At 64.4% G+C, this 16,215-nt stretch carries 14 protein-coding genes and 1 pseudogene; 6 read left to right on the plus strand and 9 right to left on the minus strand.

Annotation, left to right across the window (positions count from 1 at the left end):
* From ACFQU0_RS16855 to ACFQU0_RS16870, 4 genes and pseudogenes are all read right to left on the minus strand, one after another.
* Nucleotides 1-82 (minus strand): annotated as a pseudogene (locus ACFQU0_RS16855) (electron transfer flavoprotein subunit beta/FixA family protein); the annotation flags it as partial.
* Nucleotides 83-209: 127 nt separating this feature from the next.
* The gene (locus ACFQU0_RS16860; protein WP_382202812.1) at nucleotides 210-1,502 is read right to left on the minus strand and encodes a mechanosensitive ion channel family protein; all 1,293 of its coding nucleotides are present in this window, start codon (nucleotides 1,500-1,502) and stop codon (nucleotides 210-212) included.
* Entirely contained in the window at nucleotides 1,499-2,320 is an 822-nt protein-coding gene (locus ACFQU0_RS16865; protein WP_382202814.1) for an enoyl-CoA hydratase, read from the minus strand. Before ACFQU0_RS16865 ends, ACFQU0_RS16860 begins: the two co-directional genes overlap by 4 nt.
* Nucleotides 2,321-2,369: 49 nt before the next feature.
* On the minus strand, nucleotides 2,370-3,320 hold the full coding sequence (locus ACFQU0_RS16870) for a histone deacetylase family protein (protein WP_382202816.1): 951 nt from the start codon (nucleotides 3,318-3,320) through the stop codon (nucleotides 2,370-2,372).
* Between the two features lie 28 nt (nucleotides 3,321-3,348).
* Here ACFQU0_RS16870 and ACFQU0_RS16875 point away from each other — a divergent pair, with 28 nt between their 5' ends.
* From ACFQU0_RS16875 to ACFQU0_RS16885, 3 genes are read left to right on the plus strand one after another with little or no spacing between them, the layout of a single operon-like run.
* The gene (locus ACFQU0_RS16875; RefSeq protein WP_382202818.1) at nucleotides 3,349-4,272 is read left to right on the plus strand and encodes an AAA family ATPase; all 924 of its coding nucleotides are present in this window, start codon (nucleotides 3,349-3,351) and stop codon (nucleotides 4,270-4,272) included.
* Complete coding sequence (locus tag ACFQU0_RS16880; RefSeq protein WP_382202819.1) at nucleotides 4,269-5,246, plus strand: DUF58 domain-containing protein; 978 nt, start codon at nucleotides 4,269-4,271, stop codon at nucleotides 5,244-5,246. Before ACFQU0_RS16875 ends, ACFQU0_RS16880 begins: the two co-directional genes overlap by 4 nt.
* On the plus strand, nucleotides 5,243-7,231 hold the full coding sequence (locus ACFQU0_RS16885; RefSeq protein WP_382202945.1) for a transglutaminase TgpA family protein: 1,989 nt from the start codon (nucleotides 5,243-5,245) through the stop codon (nucleotides 7,229-7,231). The genes ACFQU0_RS16880 and ACFQU0_RS16885 overlap by 4 nt, the downstream gene beginning before the upstream one ends.
* Nucleotides 7,232-7,255: 24 nt before the next feature.
* Here the strand turns inward: ACFQU0_RS16885 and ACFQU0_RS16890 are convergent, their stop codons facing one another.
* Nucleotides 7,256-8,014 carry a substrate-binding periplasmic protein gene (locus ACFQU0_RS16890; protein WP_382202821.1) on the minus strand — a complete coding sequence of 253 codons (759 nt, stop codon included), beginning with the start codon at nucleotides 8,012-8,014 and terminating at the stop codon, nucleotides 7,256-7,258.
* A gap of 276 nt (nucleotides 8,015-8,290) precedes the next feature.
* Here ACFQU0_RS16890 and mltB point away from each other — a divergent pair, with 276 nt between their 5' ends.
* The 3 genes from mltB to ACFQU0_RS16905 all read left to right on the plus strand — a co-directional run bounded on the left by mltB (nucleotide 8,291) and on the right by ACFQU0_RS16905 (nucleotide 11,873).
* Nucleotides 8,291-9,370: a lytic murein transglycosylase B gene (gene mltB / locus ACFQU0_RS16895; RefSeq protein WP_382202947.1), complete on the plus strand. Its 1,080-nt coding sequence runs from the start codon at nucleotides 8,291-8,293 to the stop codon at nucleotides 9,368-9,370.
* A 148-nt stretch (nucleotides 9,371-9,518) separates the two neighbouring features.
* Complete coding sequence (locus ACFQU0_RS16900) at nucleotides 9,519-10,199, plus strand: response regulator (protein WP_382202822.1); 681 nt, start codon at nucleotides 9,519-9,521, stop codon at nucleotides 10,197-10,199.
* 27 nt (nucleotides 10,200-10,226) lie between these two features.
* The gene (locus tag ACFQU0_RS16905) at nucleotides 10,227-11,873 is read left to right on the plus strand and encodes a sensor histidine kinase (RefSeq protein ID WP_382202823.1); all 1,647 of its coding nucleotides are present in this window, start codon (nucleotides 10,227-10,229) and stop codon (nucleotides 11,871-11,873) included.
* A gap of 54 nt (nucleotides 11,874-11,927) precedes the next feature.
* Here ACFQU0_RS16905 and ACFQU0_RS16910 read toward each other — a convergent pair whose 3' ends face one another.
* The 4 genes from ACFQU0_RS16910 to ACFQU0_RS16925 form a co-directional block, all read right to left on the minus strand.
* A complete protein-coding gene (locus ACFQU0_RS16910; protein WP_382202825.1) occupies nucleotides 11,928-12,743 on the minus strand; it encodes a substrate-binding periplasmic protein in 816 nt (271 codons plus the stop codon).
* Nucleotides 12,744-12,874: 131 nt separating this feature from the next.
* Nucleotides 12,875-13,663, minus strand: coding sequence for a substrate-binding periplasmic protein (locus ACFQU0_RS16915; protein WP_382202827.1), 789 nt, complete (start codon nucleotides 13,661-13,663; stop codon nucleotides 12,875-12,877).
* Nucleotides 13,664-13,757: 94 nt separating this feature from the next.
* Nucleotides 13,758-14,723 carry an alpha-E domain-containing protein gene (locus tag ACFQU0_RS16920; protein ID WP_382202829.1) on the minus strand — a complete coding sequence of 322 codons (966 nt, stop codon included), beginning with the start codon at nucleotides 14,721-14,723 and terminating at the stop codon, nucleotides 13,758-13,760.
* 16 nt (nucleotides 14,724-14,739) lie between these two features.
* The gene (locus ACFQU0_RS16925; protein WP_382202831.1) at nucleotides 14,740-16,179 is read right to left on the minus strand and encodes a circularly permuted type 2 ATP-grasp protein; all 1,440 of its coding nucleotides are present in this window, start codon (nucleotides 16,177-16,179) and stop codon (nucleotides 14,740-14,742) included.
* Nucleotides 16,180-16,215 lie beyond the last annotated feature (36 nt).

A 16,215-nucleotide genomic window follows, 5' to 3' on the forward strand; every position in this document is an offset into this window, starting at 1 on the left:
TGTCCACACCCGTGCCGTCCGACTTCACCCGGACCTTCACGTTGTAGTCCACCACGCGTTTGACGGGGACCAAGACTTTCATACCTGCGGCTCCTGAAAGGTTGTAAAAAAAACGTGCCAACGAATTTACGTTTACGTCAACGTCAACTTCGTCTTCGATTGTAGAACGAGATCAGCAGAAAAAACGAACGACCGTGCTTTTTTATGGATTATACGGGTGGAGCGCCTTTGGCAACGTGCATGACACGTTGCGGAAACGGTATTTCAATGCCATGGCTCCGGAAAGACTTGAGGATGGCGCGGTTGATCTCCGACTTGAGGTTGTTCTGGCCATTTTCGGGGTCGGCCAACCAGTAGCCAACCGTGAACTCCAGCCCATCGGCGCCAAACGCGGTCATGGCCACCGAGGGGCCTGGGTCTTGGAGCACACGGGGCGACGCCCCTGCCGCCTCCAGCAGCAGGCGAGTCACCAGCTCCACGTCGCTGTCGTAGGCCACCGACACCACGGTGGACTGCCACACCTTGGGATCGGCCAGCGACAGATTCTCCACCCGGCTGGTGATGAGGGTTTCATTGGGCACGATGGCTTCACGCCCGGCCAGCGAGCGGATCACGGTGTAACGGGCATTGATGTCCGTGATGCGGCCCTCGAACGTGTCCACCCGCACAATGTCGCCAATGCGCATGCTGCGCTCGGCCAGGATCACAAATCCGCTGACGTAGTTGGCCGCCAGCCGCTGCAGGCCCAGACCAATACCCACACCGACCGCGCCACCCAGCACCGACAGAGCAGTCAGGTCGATGCCAACAGCAGACAGCGCCACCAACAGGCCGACAAACATCAACAGCGCACGCGTGGCGTTGCTGATGGCCTTGCGCAGCGAGAGCTGGCCGCCCACTGCCGAACGCAGCAAACGCGCCTCGATGGCCGATGACACCCACAGGCTGAGAATCAGCACACCACCTGCGGTGATGGCACCTTCGATCACGTTGCGCAAACTGATCTGGCTGCTGCCCACCTTCCAGGAAATCTGGTCCATTTCGGCCAGCACCACGGGCAACAGGCCACTGACCCACAACACCATGGCCAGCCAGGCCACCCACGAAATGGTGCGCTCCACCGCGCGCACCCAGGCGGTTTCCTCAAAGGCAGCGCGCATCACCTTGACGCCCACGCGGATGACCACCAAGGACACCAGCACCGGGATCACCACCTTGAACGCCGCCAGCGGCGCCCACTTGAGCAGCAGCGCGCGCGCGATGTAGCTCAGGCCCAGCAACAGCGTGGGGAACAACACGCCGTCAAACAGGCTGCGACCAAACAGAATGGAGCGAGGGTCGATGCCGCCACCGAGGGAGCGTCGCAGCAGCGCCACCAGGCCCAAGGCCAACAACACACACAGCGCCAGCGCGGCGAGTTCGACCAGCACGCCGGGCTGGGAAAAGCCCTGCAGCCAGGCAGAAAAGTCGTCGATGGGGCGGGCGGACGTGGTACTGCTCATGCCTGACCCTCCTGGCCGGGCGCGACGGGACGCCATGCGGGGGCCCGCTTCTCGATGAAGGCGGCAACGCCCTCTTGCGCCACACCGTGCACCATGTTGCACGCCATGGTCTGACCGGCAAGCTGGTAGGCGGCTTCTATGCCGGTCTCGCGTTGCTGGTAGAACAGCGCCTTGCCCATGGCCACCGCCTCGCGGGGTTTGGACAGGATGGCGGCGACCAGGCGTTCGACCTCGGCATCCAGGCTGCCCATCGGCACCACCCGGTTCACCAGCCCGCGCGTTTTCGCTTCCGCCGCGCCGATGAAATCACCCGTCAGCAACATTTCCATGGCCTGTTTAGCGGGCATGTTGCGCACCAGCGGCACGCTGGGCGTGGCACAGAACAGGCCCACGTCGATGCCGTTCACACCGAAACTGGCCGTGTCGGCCGCGACCGCCAGGTCACACTGAGCCACCAGTTGGCAACCCGCCGCCGTGGCCAGGCCCTGCACCCGCGCAATCACAGGGACCGCGAGCTTCTGGATGGACAACATCACCCGGCTGCACTGGGCAAACAGGCGCTGGTAGTAGGCCAGTTCGGGCCGCGCACGCATTTCCTTGAGGTTGTGACCGGCGCAAAACGCTTTGCCGGCCGCCGCCAGCACCGCGACGCGGGCGCCCTCATCGCGAGCCACTTCGTCCAAGGCTTGTTGCAAAGCGCCCAGCATGGCCTCACTGAGCACGTTGTAGGCCTGCGGGGTGTGGAGCGTCAGGGTGTGCACGCCGCGTGGGTCACGGGCGTGCAGCAAGGGTGTGTCTGAAACAGGGACTTGGTTCATCCCCGAATTGTGAACCAAGGCCCATGACCTCCGGGTGACGCCGGGCGTCTCAGACGTCGGCCAGCACCCTCAGGTGCGCCTCCACGCTGCGCGCCAGGGCGCTGAGGTTGTAGCCCCCTTCGAGGCAGCTCACGATGCGGCCCTGGGCGTGCCGTTTGGCCACCTGCACCATGCGCTCGGTGATCCAGGTGTAGTCGTTCTCCACCAGTCCCATCTGCCCCATGTCGTCCTCCCGGTGGGCGTCAAAGCCGGCGCTGATGAAAATCATCTGCGGCCGGAAGGCCTCCAGCCGGGGCAGCCACATCATGTCGATCAGTTCGCGCACGTCCATACCACGCGTGTAGGCCGGCACAGGCAAATTGACCAGATTGGCCGCGTTCGAGTGTGTGCACTCCGGGTAGAACGGATGCTGGTAGAAGCTGCACATCAGGATGCGTTCATCGCCCGCCACGATGTCTTCGGTGCCGTTGCCGTGGTGCACGTCAAAATCGATGATAGCCACGCGCTTGAGCCCATGCCGCGCCAGTGCGTATTTGGCGGCAATCGCCACGTTGTTGAAAAAACAAAAGCCCATGGCCTTGTCATGGGTCGCGTGATGGCCGGGCGGGCGCACCGCACAGAACGCGTTCTCCAGCTCGCCAGCCATCACCGCGTCGGTGGCGTCAATGGCCGCACCCGCCGCCATCAACGCGGCCTCCCACGTGTGGCGGTTGATGGAGGTGTCCGGGTCGATGTTGGCGTGGGTGGGACCACCGGCCTGCATGTCCTCGATGAGGCGATCACTCAGCCCACGCAAGGCGGCCACGTGCATGCGGTCGTGCGCCAGTTCAACGTCCGACAGCGCCGCCGGGGTGGGCTCTCGGCGCTCCAGGGCGTGGTCCAAGCCCGTGATCAGCAGCCGATCTTCGATGGCGTCCAGGCGCTGGGGGCATTCGGGATGGCCCTCGCCCATCTCATGACGCCTGAACAGGGTGTGGGTGAAATATCCGGTCGGCTTCATGGCAACAAATTTCCGCTATGGTGCCGGCATGGACGACACACGCCGACAAATTCACGATCTGCTGGATCAGCTTAACACGGTCATCTTGGGCAAACCTGACCAGGTGCACGATGGCGTGGCCTGCCTGCTGGCGGGAGGCCACCTGCTGATCGAAGACGTGCCTGGGGTGGGCAAGACCACCCTGGCGCATGCCCTGGCCCGCTGCTTCGGCCTGCAGTTTTCGCGCGTGCAATTCACCGCCGACCTCATGCCCAGCGACCTCACCGGCGTGTCGATCTACGAACGCGAAAAACAGGGCTTTGTCTTCCACCCCGGCCCGGTGTTCGCCCAGGTGCTGCTGGCCGACGAAATCAACCGCGCCAGCCCCAAAACCCAAAGCGCCCTGCTCGAAGCCATGGAGGAAAAGCAGGTGACGGTGGAAGGCGAAACCCGGCCCTTGCCTGAACCTTTTTTTGTGATCGCCACCCAAAACCCACACGACCAACTGGGCACCTATGCCCTGCCTGAGTCCCAGCTCGACCGGTTTCACATGCGCCTGTCGCTGGGTTACCCAGACCGGGCCGCAGAACGCGCGCTGTTGCGGGGCGAAGACCGGCGCGACATGCTGAGCACCCTGAAACCGTTGATGGATCTGGCTGGCCTGCGTGCGGCACAAAAGTCGGTGCTGGCGGTGCACACCGCCGATGCGGTGCTGAATTACCTGCAAGACCTGGTGGCCGCCACGCGCTCGGGGCGGTGGTTTGTGCAGGGCTTGAGCCCACGAGCCGCGCTGGCCGTGCTGAAAGCGGCCAAGGCCCAGGCCTGGCTGGACCAACGCGACTATGTGGCACCGGACGACATCACGGCCGTGTTGCCACAAACCATCGCCCACAGGCTGGTGGTGACCGGCGATGCCGGGCGGGGCCCGCAGGAGCAGGTGCGCGCCATGATCGCCGCAGTGGCATTGCCGTGACCAAGACCCCGGAGCGCCCCAGGCTGCGTGGCCGCCTCACGCGCTGGTTCATCAACCGGCTGCCACGCGCCGACCAACTGCGGTTGACCCACCGCAACGTCTACATTTTGCCCACGCGCGCCGGCCTGATGCTGGGGCTGACCCTCATGCTGCTGCTCGTGGGCAGCATCAATTACCAGCTCAACCTGGGCTACCTGCTCACCTTCTTGCTGCTGGGCTGCAGCGTGGTCGGCATGCACGTGTGCCACGGCAACCTGCGCGGCCTGCAGCTGCGGCTGGAGCCACCCGAGCCGTGTTTTGCCCGCCAGAATGCGGTCATCAACATCACCCTGGACAACCCGGGCCGCGCCCGCCATGGCATTGCGATGGGGGAGGCCGGCACCGATCACTGGAGTTGGACCGACGTGCCCGCCGAGGGCAGCGCCCGTGTGCAGGTAGGCTGGTCGCCGCCGAGTCGGGGGCGCCACCCGCTGCCGCGGCTCACGGCCCAGACCGGTTTTCCCCTAGGCACCTTCCGGGTTTGGACCTACTGGCGGCCGGCGGCGGAGCTGCTGGTCTACCCCGCGCCCGAGTCGCCCGCGCCGCCGCTGCCCCGCGGTGAACCTCGACCAGGTGGCGTGAACGCACGCCATGCGCACCGCAGCGGCGAATTCGACGGTGTGCGCAGCTACCGCCGGGGCGATCCGATGAAGACCGTGGCCTGGAAAAAAGCCGCGCAGGTGTGGGCCGCTGGCCGCGATGAACTGGTCAGCCGCGACCAGTCCGCCCACTTGCAAACGCATGAGCTGTGGCTGGACCCCGCACAGTGTGGCGGCGCGGACATCGAACACCGGCTGTCCCGCGTTTGCGCCTGGGTGCTGGCAGCCGAGCGGCTCGGGTTGGACTACGGTTTGCGGCTGCCCAGCCAAGAGATCCCACCCGACCAGGGCCCGGCCCACCAACGGCGTTGCCTGGAGGCACTCGCGCTGTGCTGAAGCCCCTCAACACCACATTGGCAGGCCTGCCACGCGAGGTGCGCGATACCCTGTTCCTGCTCGCCGTGATCGGTTGGGTGGTGCTCATGCAGGCCGCGCACATCCCACCGTGGTGCCTGGGCCTCACCGCCGCCCTGCTGGGCTGGCGCGCCTACCTCACCGTCCGACTGCGCCCCCTGCCCGGCCTGTGGACACGGGTGGCGCTGCTGGCGCTTGCGGTAGGCGCCACGTACGCCACCCACCGCACCATCCTGGGCCGCGACGCCGGGGTCACGCTCATCGTGGTGCTGCTGGCCCTCAAGACACTGGAGCTGCGCGCCCGCCGCGACGCTTTTGTGGTGTTTTTCTTGTCCTTTTTCACCCTGCTGACGCATTTTTTCTACTCGCAGTCCCTGCTGACTGCGGTGGGCATCCTGCTGGCGCTGTGGGGCCTGCTGACCGCGCTGGTCAACGCCCACATGCCGGTGGGTCACCCGCCGTTATGGTCGGCCGCGCGGCTGGCCGGTGGCATGGCCTTGCTGGGCGCGCCCATCATGCTGGTGCTGTTCATGTTGTTCCCACGCATGGCGCCACTGTGGGGCATTCCCAGCGATGGCATGACCGGGCGCAGCGGCCTGTCGCCCACCATGAGCGTGGGCAGCATCGCCTCGCTGGCGCTGGACGACAGCATCGTCATGCGCCTGCGCTTCGATGGCCGCCCCCCCCCACAACGCACCTTGTACTTCCGGGGGCCGGTGCTGAGCCGCTTTGATGGCCGCACCTGGCAACCCGCGGTCGATGGTCTGCTGCCCGGCCGAGGCATGCGTGCGCCCGTGACCACCCAGGGTTCGCCGGTGCGCTACCAAGTCACCCTGGAACCCAGCAACCGGCCCTGGCTGCTGGTATTGGACACCGCCACCGAGACCCCCACAGGGCCGAACCTGGGCCCACAAGACCTTGTCCGCACGCCCGACCTGCAATGGCTGCTGCGCCGGCCCGTGACCGACCTGCTGCGCTACGAGGCCCAGAGTTTTGTGGACTTTCAATACGGGCCGCAGCAGGCTGTGCTGGGCCTGCAAGAGCACGTGGACCTGCCACCGGGCTTCAACCCCCGCACCTTGGCGCTGGCACAAAGCCTGCGCCAGAACACACCCAGCGCCACGCCCCAGCAGTTGGTGGAGCAGGCCCTCGAACGCCTGCGCACCGGTGGCTACACCTACACGCTGGAGCCAGGCCTTTATGGCGAACACACGGCCGACGAATTCTGGTTCGATCGCAAGGCCGGCTTCTGCGAACACATCGCCTCCAGCTTTGTCGTCCTGATGCGCGCACTGGACATCCCGGCACGCATCGTGACCGGCTACCAAGGCGGCGAGGTCAACTCGGTGGACGGGTTCTGGACCGTGCGCCAGAGCGACGCCCATGCCTGGGCCGAGGTCTGGCTGGCCGGGCGTGGCTGGGTGCGCGTGGATCCCACTTCGTCGGTGGCGCCAGGGCGCACCGGCACGCTGCAGCGGCTGCGGCCCGAGCCCGGCCTGCTGGGCGCCGCCATGCTGACCGTGAGTCCTGACATGGCCGCCCGCCTGCGCGCGCTGTGGGAAGCCGCCAACAACAGTTGGAACCAATGGGTGCTCAACTACACCCAAAGCCGCCAGTTCGATCTGCTGCGCCGGCTGGGTCTTCAGGCCACCGACTGGACCGACCTCCTCCACGCTATGGTGGCCGTGGTGGTGGGCGCCGCCGCCCTGGGCGCACTCTGGACCTTGTGGGAACGCCACCACACGGACCCATGGCTGCGACAGCTGGAGCGCGCCCGCGCGCGCCTGCGGCGCGAGGGTGTCACCGTGCCCTTCAACAGCACGCCACGCCAACTGGCACAACTGCTGCCCACCCACCTCACACCCGAAGACCGCGCAGAACGCCACCGCTGGCTGATGGAAATGGAAGCACAGCGTTACCGCGCGGCGTCCGCGTCAGGTCAAAGGAAATCCGATTCCAAATTGTGATGCCCCCGCAAGCGAGGGTTTTGTTCAGCGTGGGAGGAGGTCAGCGAGGTCGCCGCGCTCCTTCAGCTTGGTGTACGCCCGATTCAGGCGCTGCAAGGCCTCGGTCTTGTTCAGCGATTTCGGGATCGCGAGGTGAAGCGGATCGACGGCAACGACCTTGGGCAGGACCACGAACTCATCGGCCCGGTCCTTGAATTCGGGCGTGGATTCGATCATCGTCTTCACGCCCACGCGTCCAGCGCCGACAAAAATGGCATCGACACGGCCGGAGAGCAGCTTGCGCATGCGGCTGAGCTGGTTCGGGTCGCGATCGACCAGGATGTCGCCGCGAGCGATCGCCGCGTCGACCTCGTCGCGGTAGCTGGAACCGAGTCCGGCACCGATCAACTTGCCCTTCAGATCGCTCAGCGACTCGAAGCGGAACTCACGCCCCTTCTTCACCACCAGCACCACCTCGGTCGGGTAGATCGGCACGGAGTAGTCCATCTGCATCGACCGCTCTGTGGTCCATGAAATATTGGCCACCGCGCCCTGCCCCCGCTGCGCCATCCAAAGTGCCCTCGCCCACGGTACAAGCTGAATCTCATACCGGTCACCAGTTTCCTTTTCCAGGCGCGACAGGATGGCCGGAAAGGCCCCGGCCACCACGCCAGCGTTCATGTAGGACACGGGAGGAAATTCGTCGCTGCCGTAGACCGTGATGACCTCGGCGTGGAGCGGGAGCACGATCACGAAGAGCAGGCCTGCCAGGCGGCGAGTGATCGAAGCGGATGACAAAACCATAGCTTTCAAGTGTGCCACGGCTTCGCGTCAAAGCGCCTGCAGCCCAGCGCCCCATTGAGGGTTCGCCCCGTTGGGCTTGAGGATGCCGCGCCGCGAATGCACGTGCGCAGGCTCAATGCCAGGACTTTGTCCAGACCCGCCGGCTGTGGCTACACTCAAACGCGAACCCAGTTGATCGCCATGGCCTTCCCTTCCTTCACCGCTGTCCCCAACACTCTTGCCTATGTCAACCGCCCAGCCTGGGGCTTTGTAGGTGCCGCGCTCGCGAGCCTGCTGATGATGGGCACCGCCCCGGTTGAGGCCAACACCATTCAAACCACCCAAAAGACGGGCCCAAAAGAGCGCACCACGCCCTCGTTCCGGTATGCGGGCCACCAAGCCGCGATGGCTTTCGCCGATCAGGTCGCTGCCCGCCACGGGCTGGCCCCCCAGTGGGTGCGGCAGCACATCGGCCAGGCCGAACGTGTGCCAGCGGTGCTCAAACTCATTGCCCCGCCACCCAGCCCGGCGGCCAAGAACTGGGCCGCCTACCGCGAGCGCTTCATCGAGCCGGTGCGGGTACAGGCCGGTTTGCGCTTCTGGCAAACCCACAGCGATGCCTTGGCGCGCGCGCAGGCCGAATACGGCGTGCCGGCCGAGCTGGTGGTCGGCATCATCGGGGTGGAGACGTTGTACGGCCGGCACACGGGCAACTTCCGCGTGCTGGACGCCCTGGCCACGCTGGCCTTTGACTTCCCTACCAGCCACCCGCGTGCCGCCGCACGCGCCGAGTACTTTCAAGGTGAACTGGCGCAGCTGTTGCTGATGTCAAAACGCCACAATGTGCCCCCCAGCCAATGGCGGGGCAGCTATGCAGGCGCCATGGGGTTGCCCCAGTTCATGCCCACGAGCTGGGAGCGCTTCGCGGTTGATTTCGATGGCGATGGCAAGATCGACCTGCAAGGCAGTCCGGCGGACGCCATCGGCTCGGTGGCCCACTACCTCAAAGCCTACGGCTGGCAAAGCGGCATGCCCACCCACTACCCCGCGCGCTTTGATGAAGCCACGCTGGATCTCGACACGTTGTTGGCACCTGACATCCTGCCCAGCTTCAGCGTGGCCACCCTGCAGTCCAAAGGGGTGCGGCTGGACGAGGATGCCCAGCGCCATGTGGGTTTGCTCGCGCTGGTGCAGTTGCACAACGGCGACCCGGCAGCGGGGGGTGCCCCACCCAGCTACGTCATTGGCACCGACAATTTCTACACCGTCACCCGCTACAACTGGAGCAGCTACTACGCCTTGGCGGTGATCGAATTGGGCCAAACCGTGGCACGCGAGCGGGCGGCCCAAATGTCAAAGCCCAAGCCCATCGATTAACAAAAATTGCCGACCAACGGCACTTGACTCACACTCCCGCTGTTGAAAAACAGCAATATTTTGGGGAGTGGACATGGAGTTTTTTGCGACAGCGCCGGCGCCTTCGGCAGCGCCCCGGTCCGCGACTGTCCCGTGGTGTGTCCTGCTGGTGGATGACGACGCGGAAGTGCACGATGTGACCCGCTTGGCCCTGCGCAAGTTTGAGTTCCAGCAGCGTGGGCTGGAGTTGCTGTCAGCCTACTCTGCCCGGGAAGCCCAGCAGGTGTTCCAGCGTCGCAACGACATCGCTCTGGCGGTGGTCGATGTTGTCATGGAAACCGAACACGCGGGCCTGGAGCTGGTGCGCTGGCTGCGCGAGACCGACCAAAGCCCGCTCACCCGCCTGGTGTTGCGCACCGGGCAGGCCGGCCTGGCGCCCGAGGAGCAAGTGATCCGCCAGTTCGACATAGACGCCTACAAGGAAAAAACCGAACTGACCACCCTGAAGTTGCGCAGCGTGTTGTACACGTCTCTGCGCAACTACCGCGCGCTGGCCGACAAGGACCTCCACATGGACAGCCTGCTGATGCTGATGCGCGAACTGCCGGCGTTGCGCGCCGCTGGCCCTTATGAGGCGGAGCTTCGTGCCAAGGCCTTGTTGCGCTCGGGTTTCCAGATCGACGCAGCCGAACTCAGCTTGGCTGAAGCCCCCCTGTCAGGCGGCACAAGCCCACGCATGCGCGTGCATGAAGGTGCGCTCCTGCGCCTGAGTCAACGACAACAAGCCCATCTGAACGCCTGGCTGGACGCGCTGAGCGCCGCCTGGCCACAGCCCTCCACCGCCGCCTGAGTTTCACTGCCACTGGTCGCCAGCGCGATGCCACCGTTGACCCAAGGCCCCGCACGGCGGTCCTTGTCCGGGTTGCTGGTCAAGTCGATCCTCATCGTCGCCTGGACGGTGGGGCTGCTCATCAGCTTGGTGCAGGTGGCCTACGACCTACACCAGGTGCGGCAACTGCCTGCAGACAACCTGGCCACAGTCCGCGGCATGACACAAGAGCCGCTGGACGCCAGCGTCTACGGGATGGACCAGGCCCGGGTGGCAGATATGCTGGCCGGCCTACTGACGCTCCCCTACATACGCGAAGCACGGGTGGTGTTGGACGACGGATCGGTTCTGGCCGAGGCCACTGGCCCAAAAAGAACTCATGGGCAACCCTGGCTCAACGACCTGCTGTTTGGGCCGGCACGCCAGTACATGTGGTCCATACATTCGCCGCCTGGACGCGAATTCCAGTGGCTGGGCGAGATCCACATCACCTACGACACCCACGCGGAAGCGAATGCATTTCTCGCGCGTGCTGGTGCCATCTTGGTCGGCACCATGTTTTACGCGCTGGTGCTGGCCGCGCTGCTGCTGCTGACCTACGACCGGGTGTTGCGCCGCCCCCTGGTCAACATCATCCAGTCCATCCAGTCGGCCGACGTGGACCGACCCGAATCGGCCCGCCTGGCCGTGCCCGCCGGCCACGAAATGACCGAAATTGGGCAACTGGCCGCCATCGCCAACCAGCACCTGGGTTCCATCGACCGCCTGCTCACCCAGCTGCGCGAAGCAGAACAGCGTCTCAACGACTACTCGGACCAACTCGAAGTGACGGTGGCCGAGCGCACACGCGAACTCAGCCTCAGCCTGGAACAATTGCAGAACGCCCGCGACCAGTTGATCAACAACGAACGCCTGGCCTCGCTGGGCACGCTGGTGGCGGGGGTGGCGCACGAGGTGAACACGCCGCTGGGCATTGCCGTGACCGCAGCGTCTGTGGTGAGCGAGGCCCTCGATTCGATCCGCGACCACTTTCAGGCCGACAGCCTCACGCGGGAAACCTTCTCGGCGCTGATGCGGGAGGCCCACGAAGGCCAGCTCATTGTGGTGGGCAACCTGTCCAGAGCGGCCAAGCTGGTGCGCGACTTCAAACAGGCTGCGGCCAACCAAGCGGACGAAACGCTGTGCGAATACGACATCGCCCAGACCACGCGAGCGCTGATCGCCAGCCTGCACCCGGAGACCAAAAAAATCCCCGTTGCGCCCCACTTCGAAGGCCCTGTGTCGCTCAAAGGCATGGGCTACCCCGGTGTCCTCATGCAGGTGCTGACCAACCTCATCATGAACAGCGTGCGCCACGCTTTTGAGGGTGTTGCCAAACCGTTGATCGCCATCGAGTTGCGTGAGGCCCACGGTCAGGTGGAACTGATCTACCGAGACAACGGCATGGGCGTGCCGGCGGCACTGCACAACCGCATTTTTGAACCCCTGTTCACCACCCGGCGTGGCCGGGGTGGCACCGGCCTGGGGTTGAACATCGTCTACAACCTGGTGACACAAAAAATGGCCGGGCAACTTGACTTCTGGTCAGCGCCCCAGCGTGGCGTCACCTTCCGCCTGCGTTTTGCACTCAAGCAAGCCTGGGACCAACACGACGCACCTGAAGGTTTGAAGCCGGACGTTGTTGTGTCGGTTTGAAGCGAACGCCACAAGCGCAGCGAGACACAAGCACAGCGAGGCCATCACGGCAGCTCACTGCGACAGCAGCGGCAGGTGTTTTCGCTGCAGTTCCCGCAAACCGTCGGTGGCTTGCAGCTTGAGCAACTCCTGGTCAAAACCTTTGCGCAAAACCTCACCGTGTGGATGTTGTTTGGAAAAGGCAACGCCAAAACCATCGTTCGACACCTGACCCACCATGCGAACCTGCACGTTGCGAAGTTCCGGGTTGGTCTGCAGTCGCCAAGCGGCCACCGTTGCGCCCGTCACCGCAAGCTCGATGCGCCCCCGCTCCAGCATGAGCAACAAGGCCGAATCGCTGGCCGCCGAGACGCGGACGATGGCTTTGTTGTTCATGAACCAGTTGGGGTACTGGTATCCCTGGACAAAGCCCACAGTGCGCCCCTCCAGACCATTGGCATCGATGGTTTGGCGCGGCGCTGCCGTGCGGGCCAGCACCGCCAGCGGCTCGTTGAACAAGGGGGTGGAGTGCAACGCATAGTCTTTGCGTATGTCGTCGCTGAAAACCGAATTGAAGCAGCCGGCGATCTTGCCTATCCGCGTTTCGTGCATGCAACGGCCAAAGGGCATGACCACGAGCTCAACGGGCACGCCCATGTTGCGAAACACCAGGCGCACCACCTCGACCGCGTAGCCACGTGGTGGTTGCCCAGGCCCGTCAACCCAGGCAAACGGCGGCCAGTCGTCTTCGACACCGATGACGGACACGGTGGTGTTGGCGGGCGGCTCCGCCTCCGGGTCGGCCGCAACCGACCGCACCACCACCACACCGGCCACCACACCGGCCACTGCCGTGGCCAGCGACGCCCATACCCACGCCCCAAGTCTCATACCGCCCTCCCAAACCTTGCGCGCGCAGGCGCACGTTTTTCACCACGGAGTCCAACATCCGAACCCAAACAATCAAAAACCTCGCGCCTGCTCAAACTCGATGCCCGGTGGCGCCGCGACCAAGGCTGCCCTCAAGGCTCCAGAGCAGGCAGGTGTTTGCTCCGCAAAGCGGTGAAAACGCCCCGGGCCTGCAGCTTCACCAGCGCCTGATCAAAGCCGTGGCGCAGTGCCTCACCCTGGGGGTGGCGACGCGAAAACGCGACCCCAAACCCGTCGTTGGACACCTCCCCCACCAAGCGCAGTTTCACACCGCGCAGTTCCGGGGCCGTTTGCAGGTACCACGCGGCCATGGTCGGACCGTAGAGGGCAAAATCCACACGCCCCCGGGCCAGCATGAGCAACAAGGCCTTGTCATTGCGGGCCGGCACCCGGGTGATGGTGGTGCTTTTGATGAACCAATCCGGGTACTGATAAGACTGCACATAACCCACCGTGCGGCCTTGCATGGCCTGTTGGTCCATCACCTCACGCGGGGCAGACGCCAGGGCCAACACACCCAGCGGTTCATGGAACAGCGGTGCCTGGTGCAGGTGGAACTCCTTGGCAGTGTCTTCGTTGAACATGGAGTTGAAGCAGGCCGCCACTTTGCCCAAACGCGCTTCACGCATGCAGCGCTCAAAGGGAAGGACCACAAGCTTCAAGGGCACCTTCATTTCACTGAAGGCCAGGCGCACCACATCCACCGAGTACCCCTGGGGCTGACCGTCTTGCCCCACCCAGGCAAAAGGCGCGCAATCGTCTTCCACACCCACCACCACCGGCTTCGGCGCGGAGGGTGTCGGCGTGGCCTCGGCATGAGACAACACACCGCCCAACACCAACACCGCCGCCAGCAGCGGGCGGCAGACGCTCTTTTTCATCGACACACTCCCTGTCCACGTCCATCTGCGTGGTTGCCCGGTATTGTGCCGAACGCCAGGGCCGTGGCAAGCCCGGCGACGCCTGCGCGCCGGGTCAGTCGAGGCTGGGCACCAAAAAGTCCTGGCTGATGCGCCCACCCAGTTCGTTCACCCGGTCGAGGAACTGCGTGAGGAAGGCGTGCAACCCGGTGGCCAGGATTTCGTCGATGCGCCCGTACTGCAGATCGGCACGCAATTTGCCCGCACGCCGTTCGGTTTCAGACGAGTGGTCATTGGCCACCACCGCCAGGTTGCTGACCAGCTCGTTCATGCTGGCGTGCAGGCTGCGCGGCATGTCGGCACGCAGGATCAGCAATTCGGCCACACGCTCCGGTTTGATCACGTCGCGATAGACCTTGCGGTAGACCTCAAAGCCGCTGACCGAACGCAGGATGGCACTCCAGTGGTAGAAGTCGTACTCCTGATCGAGCTCGCTGGCGGTGCCAAAAAAATCGCTCTGCACCGCGTGAAACTTCACGTCCAGCAGGCGCGCCGTGTTGTCGGCACGCTCCAGAAAGGTGCCCATGCGGTAGAAGTGGAAGGCTTCGTCTTGCAACATGGTGCCAATGGCCACGCCGCGCGACAGGTGAGAACGGAATTTGACCCATTCGAAGAACTGACCCGGATCGCGCTCGAACTCCTTGCCCTTGAGCATGCGCGTGAGTTCCAGCCAAGTTTGGTTCTGGGTTTCCCACAGTTCGGTGGTGAGTGCGCCGCGCACGGCGCGGGCGTTTTCACGCGCCGCACGCAGGCAGGACACGATGCTCGAGGGGTTGTCCTCGTCGCGCACCATGAAGTCCAGCACATCGCGGGGTTTGACCTCGCCCTGTCCGTAACGGCTGCGGTAGCTGGGCATCAGCTCGCTGATGGTGAGCAGGCCTTCCCAGCCCACTTCGGCCACGGCGGCCGATTGGGGCAACAAGGAGGTCTGGTAGTTGACATCCAGCATGCGAGCGGTGTTTTCGGCGCGCTCGGTGTAGCGGGACATCCAGAACAGGTGATCGGCGGTTCGTGACAGCATCTTGTTTCGCCTTCTTTCAGTCTTCCAGAATCCAAGTGTCTTTTGTACCGCCACCCTGTGACGAATTCACGACCAGCGAGCCTTCCTTGAGTGCCACACGGGTCAGGCCACCAGGCACCATCTGCACCTCCTTGCCGGAGAGCACAAAAGGACGCAGGTCGATGTGGCGCGGGGCCACGCCACTTTGCACATAGGTGGGGCAGGTGGACAGGCTCAGCGTGGGCTGGGCGATGTAACCATCGGGTTTGGCCTTGACCGCCTGACGGAACGCCTCCACCTCGGCCTTGGTGGCCGCCGGCCCCACCAGCATGCCGTAGCCACCAGCGCCGTGCACCTCCTTGACCACCAGTTCCTGCATGTGGTCCAGCATGTACTTGAGGTCGTCGGGCTTGCGGCCCATGTAGGTGGGCACGTTGTTCAATATCGGCTTCTCGCCGAGGTAGAAGTCGATCATCTGCGGCACGTAAGGGTAGATGGACTTGTCATCGGCCACACCGGTGCCAACAGCGTTGCAGATGGTCACATTGCCCTTTCGGTAGGCATCCAGCAGGCCGGCACAACCCAGGGTGCTGGTGGGGCGGAACACCAGGGGATCGAGAAAATCGTCATCGACCCGGCGGTAGATCACATCCACCCGCACCGGCCCGCGTGTGGTGCGCATGTAGACGAAGTGGTCCTTGACGAAGAGGTCTTGTCCCTCGACCAGCTCCACACCCATCTGCTGCGCCAGGAAGGCGTGTTCGAAGTAGGCGCTGTTGTACATACCAGGTGTGAGCACCACCACCGTGGGTTCGGCGGTGTGGGCGGGGCTGGAGGCGCGCAGGGTCTCCAGCAGCAGGTCGGGGTAATGGGCCACCGGGGCCACCCGGTTCTGCGCGAACAGCTCGGGAAACAGCCGCATCATCATCTTGCGGTCTTCGAGCATGTAGCTCACGCCGCTGGGCACGCGCAGGTTGTCTTCGAGCACGTAGTACTCGCCCTCGCCCGCCGCGTTCGGTGCCCGCACGATGTCGATGCCAGCGATGTGGGAGTAGGTGTGGTTGGGCACATCCACGCCCACCATCTCAGGCCGGAACTGGGCGTTCTGGGTGATCTGATCGGCGGGAATGACACCCGCCTTGATGATCTCCTGGCCGTGGTAAACATCGTGGATGAAGGCGTTGAGCGCGGTCACACGCTGGACCAAACCCTTTTCCATCGAAGCCCACTCGTGGGCAGGAATGATCCGGGGAATGAGATCGAAGGGAATCAGACGCTCGGTGCCGGAGCCGTCTTCGTCCTTGGCGCCGTAAACGGCAAAGGTGATGCCGACACGGCGAAAAATCATCTCGGCTTCTTCGCGCCGGGCCGCCATCACCTCGGGTGGCTGTTCGCCCAGCCAGGTGGCATAGGCCTTGTAATGTGGCCGCAGGCTCTCGGGCCCGGTGTACATCTCGTCGAACTGCTGAAGTTGCATGTGATCTCACTCCTGTCTGATTCAAGCATAGCAAGT

The sequence above is a fragment of the Hydrogenophaga defluvii genome, from assembly GCF_042665235.1.
Lineage (GTDB): Bacteria > Pseudomonadota > Gammaproteobacteria > Burkholderiales > Burkholderiaceae_C > Hydrogenophaga > Hydrogenophaga defluvii_A.

Coding starts and splice junctions, on each gene's coding strand:
- ACFQU0_RS16920 (WP_382202829.1), bottom strand. CDS start 14,723: ATGCTGTCACGAACCGCCGATCACCTGTTCTGGATGTCCCGCTACACC.
- ACFQU0_RS16910 (WP_382202825.1), bottom strand. CDS start 12,743: ATGAGACTTGGGGCGTGGGTATGGGCGTCGCTGGCCACGGCAGTGGCC.
- ACFQU0_RS16860 (WP_382202812.1), bottom strand. CDS start 1,502: ATGAGCAGTACCACGTCCGCCCGCCCCATCGACGACTTTTCTGCCTGG.
- ACFQU0_RS16905 (WP_382202823.1), top strand. CDS start 10,227: ATGCCACCGTTGACCCAAGGCCCCGCACGGCGGTCCTTGTCCGGGTTG.
- mltB (WP_382202947.1), top strand. CDS start 8,291: ATGATGGGCACCGCCCCGGTTGAGGCCAACACCATTCAAACCACCCAA.
- ACFQU0_RS16915 (WP_382202827.1), bottom strand. CDS start 13,663: ATGAAAAAGAGCGTCTGCCGCCCGCTGCTGGCGGCGGTGTTGGTGTTG.
- ACFQU0_RS16875 (WP_382202818.1), top strand. CDS start 3,349: ATGGACGACACACGCCGACAAATTCACGATCTGCTGGATCAGCTTAAC.
- ACFQU0_RS16865 (WP_382202814.1), bottom strand. CDS start 2,320: ATGAACCAAGTCCCTGTTTCAGACACACCCTTGCTGCACGCCCGTGAC.
- ACFQU0_RS16870 (WP_382202816.1), bottom strand. CDS start 3,320: ATGAAGCCGACCGGATATTTCACCCACACCCTGTTCAGGCGTCATGAG.
- ACFQU0_RS16890 (WP_382202821.1), bottom strand. CDS start 8,014: ATGGTTTTGTCATCCGCTTCGATCACTCGCCGCCTGGCAGGCCTGCTC.
- ACFQU0_RS16925 (WP_382202831.1), bottom strand. CDS start 16,179: ATGCAACTTCAGCAGTTCGACGAGATGTACACCGGGCCCGAGAGCCTG.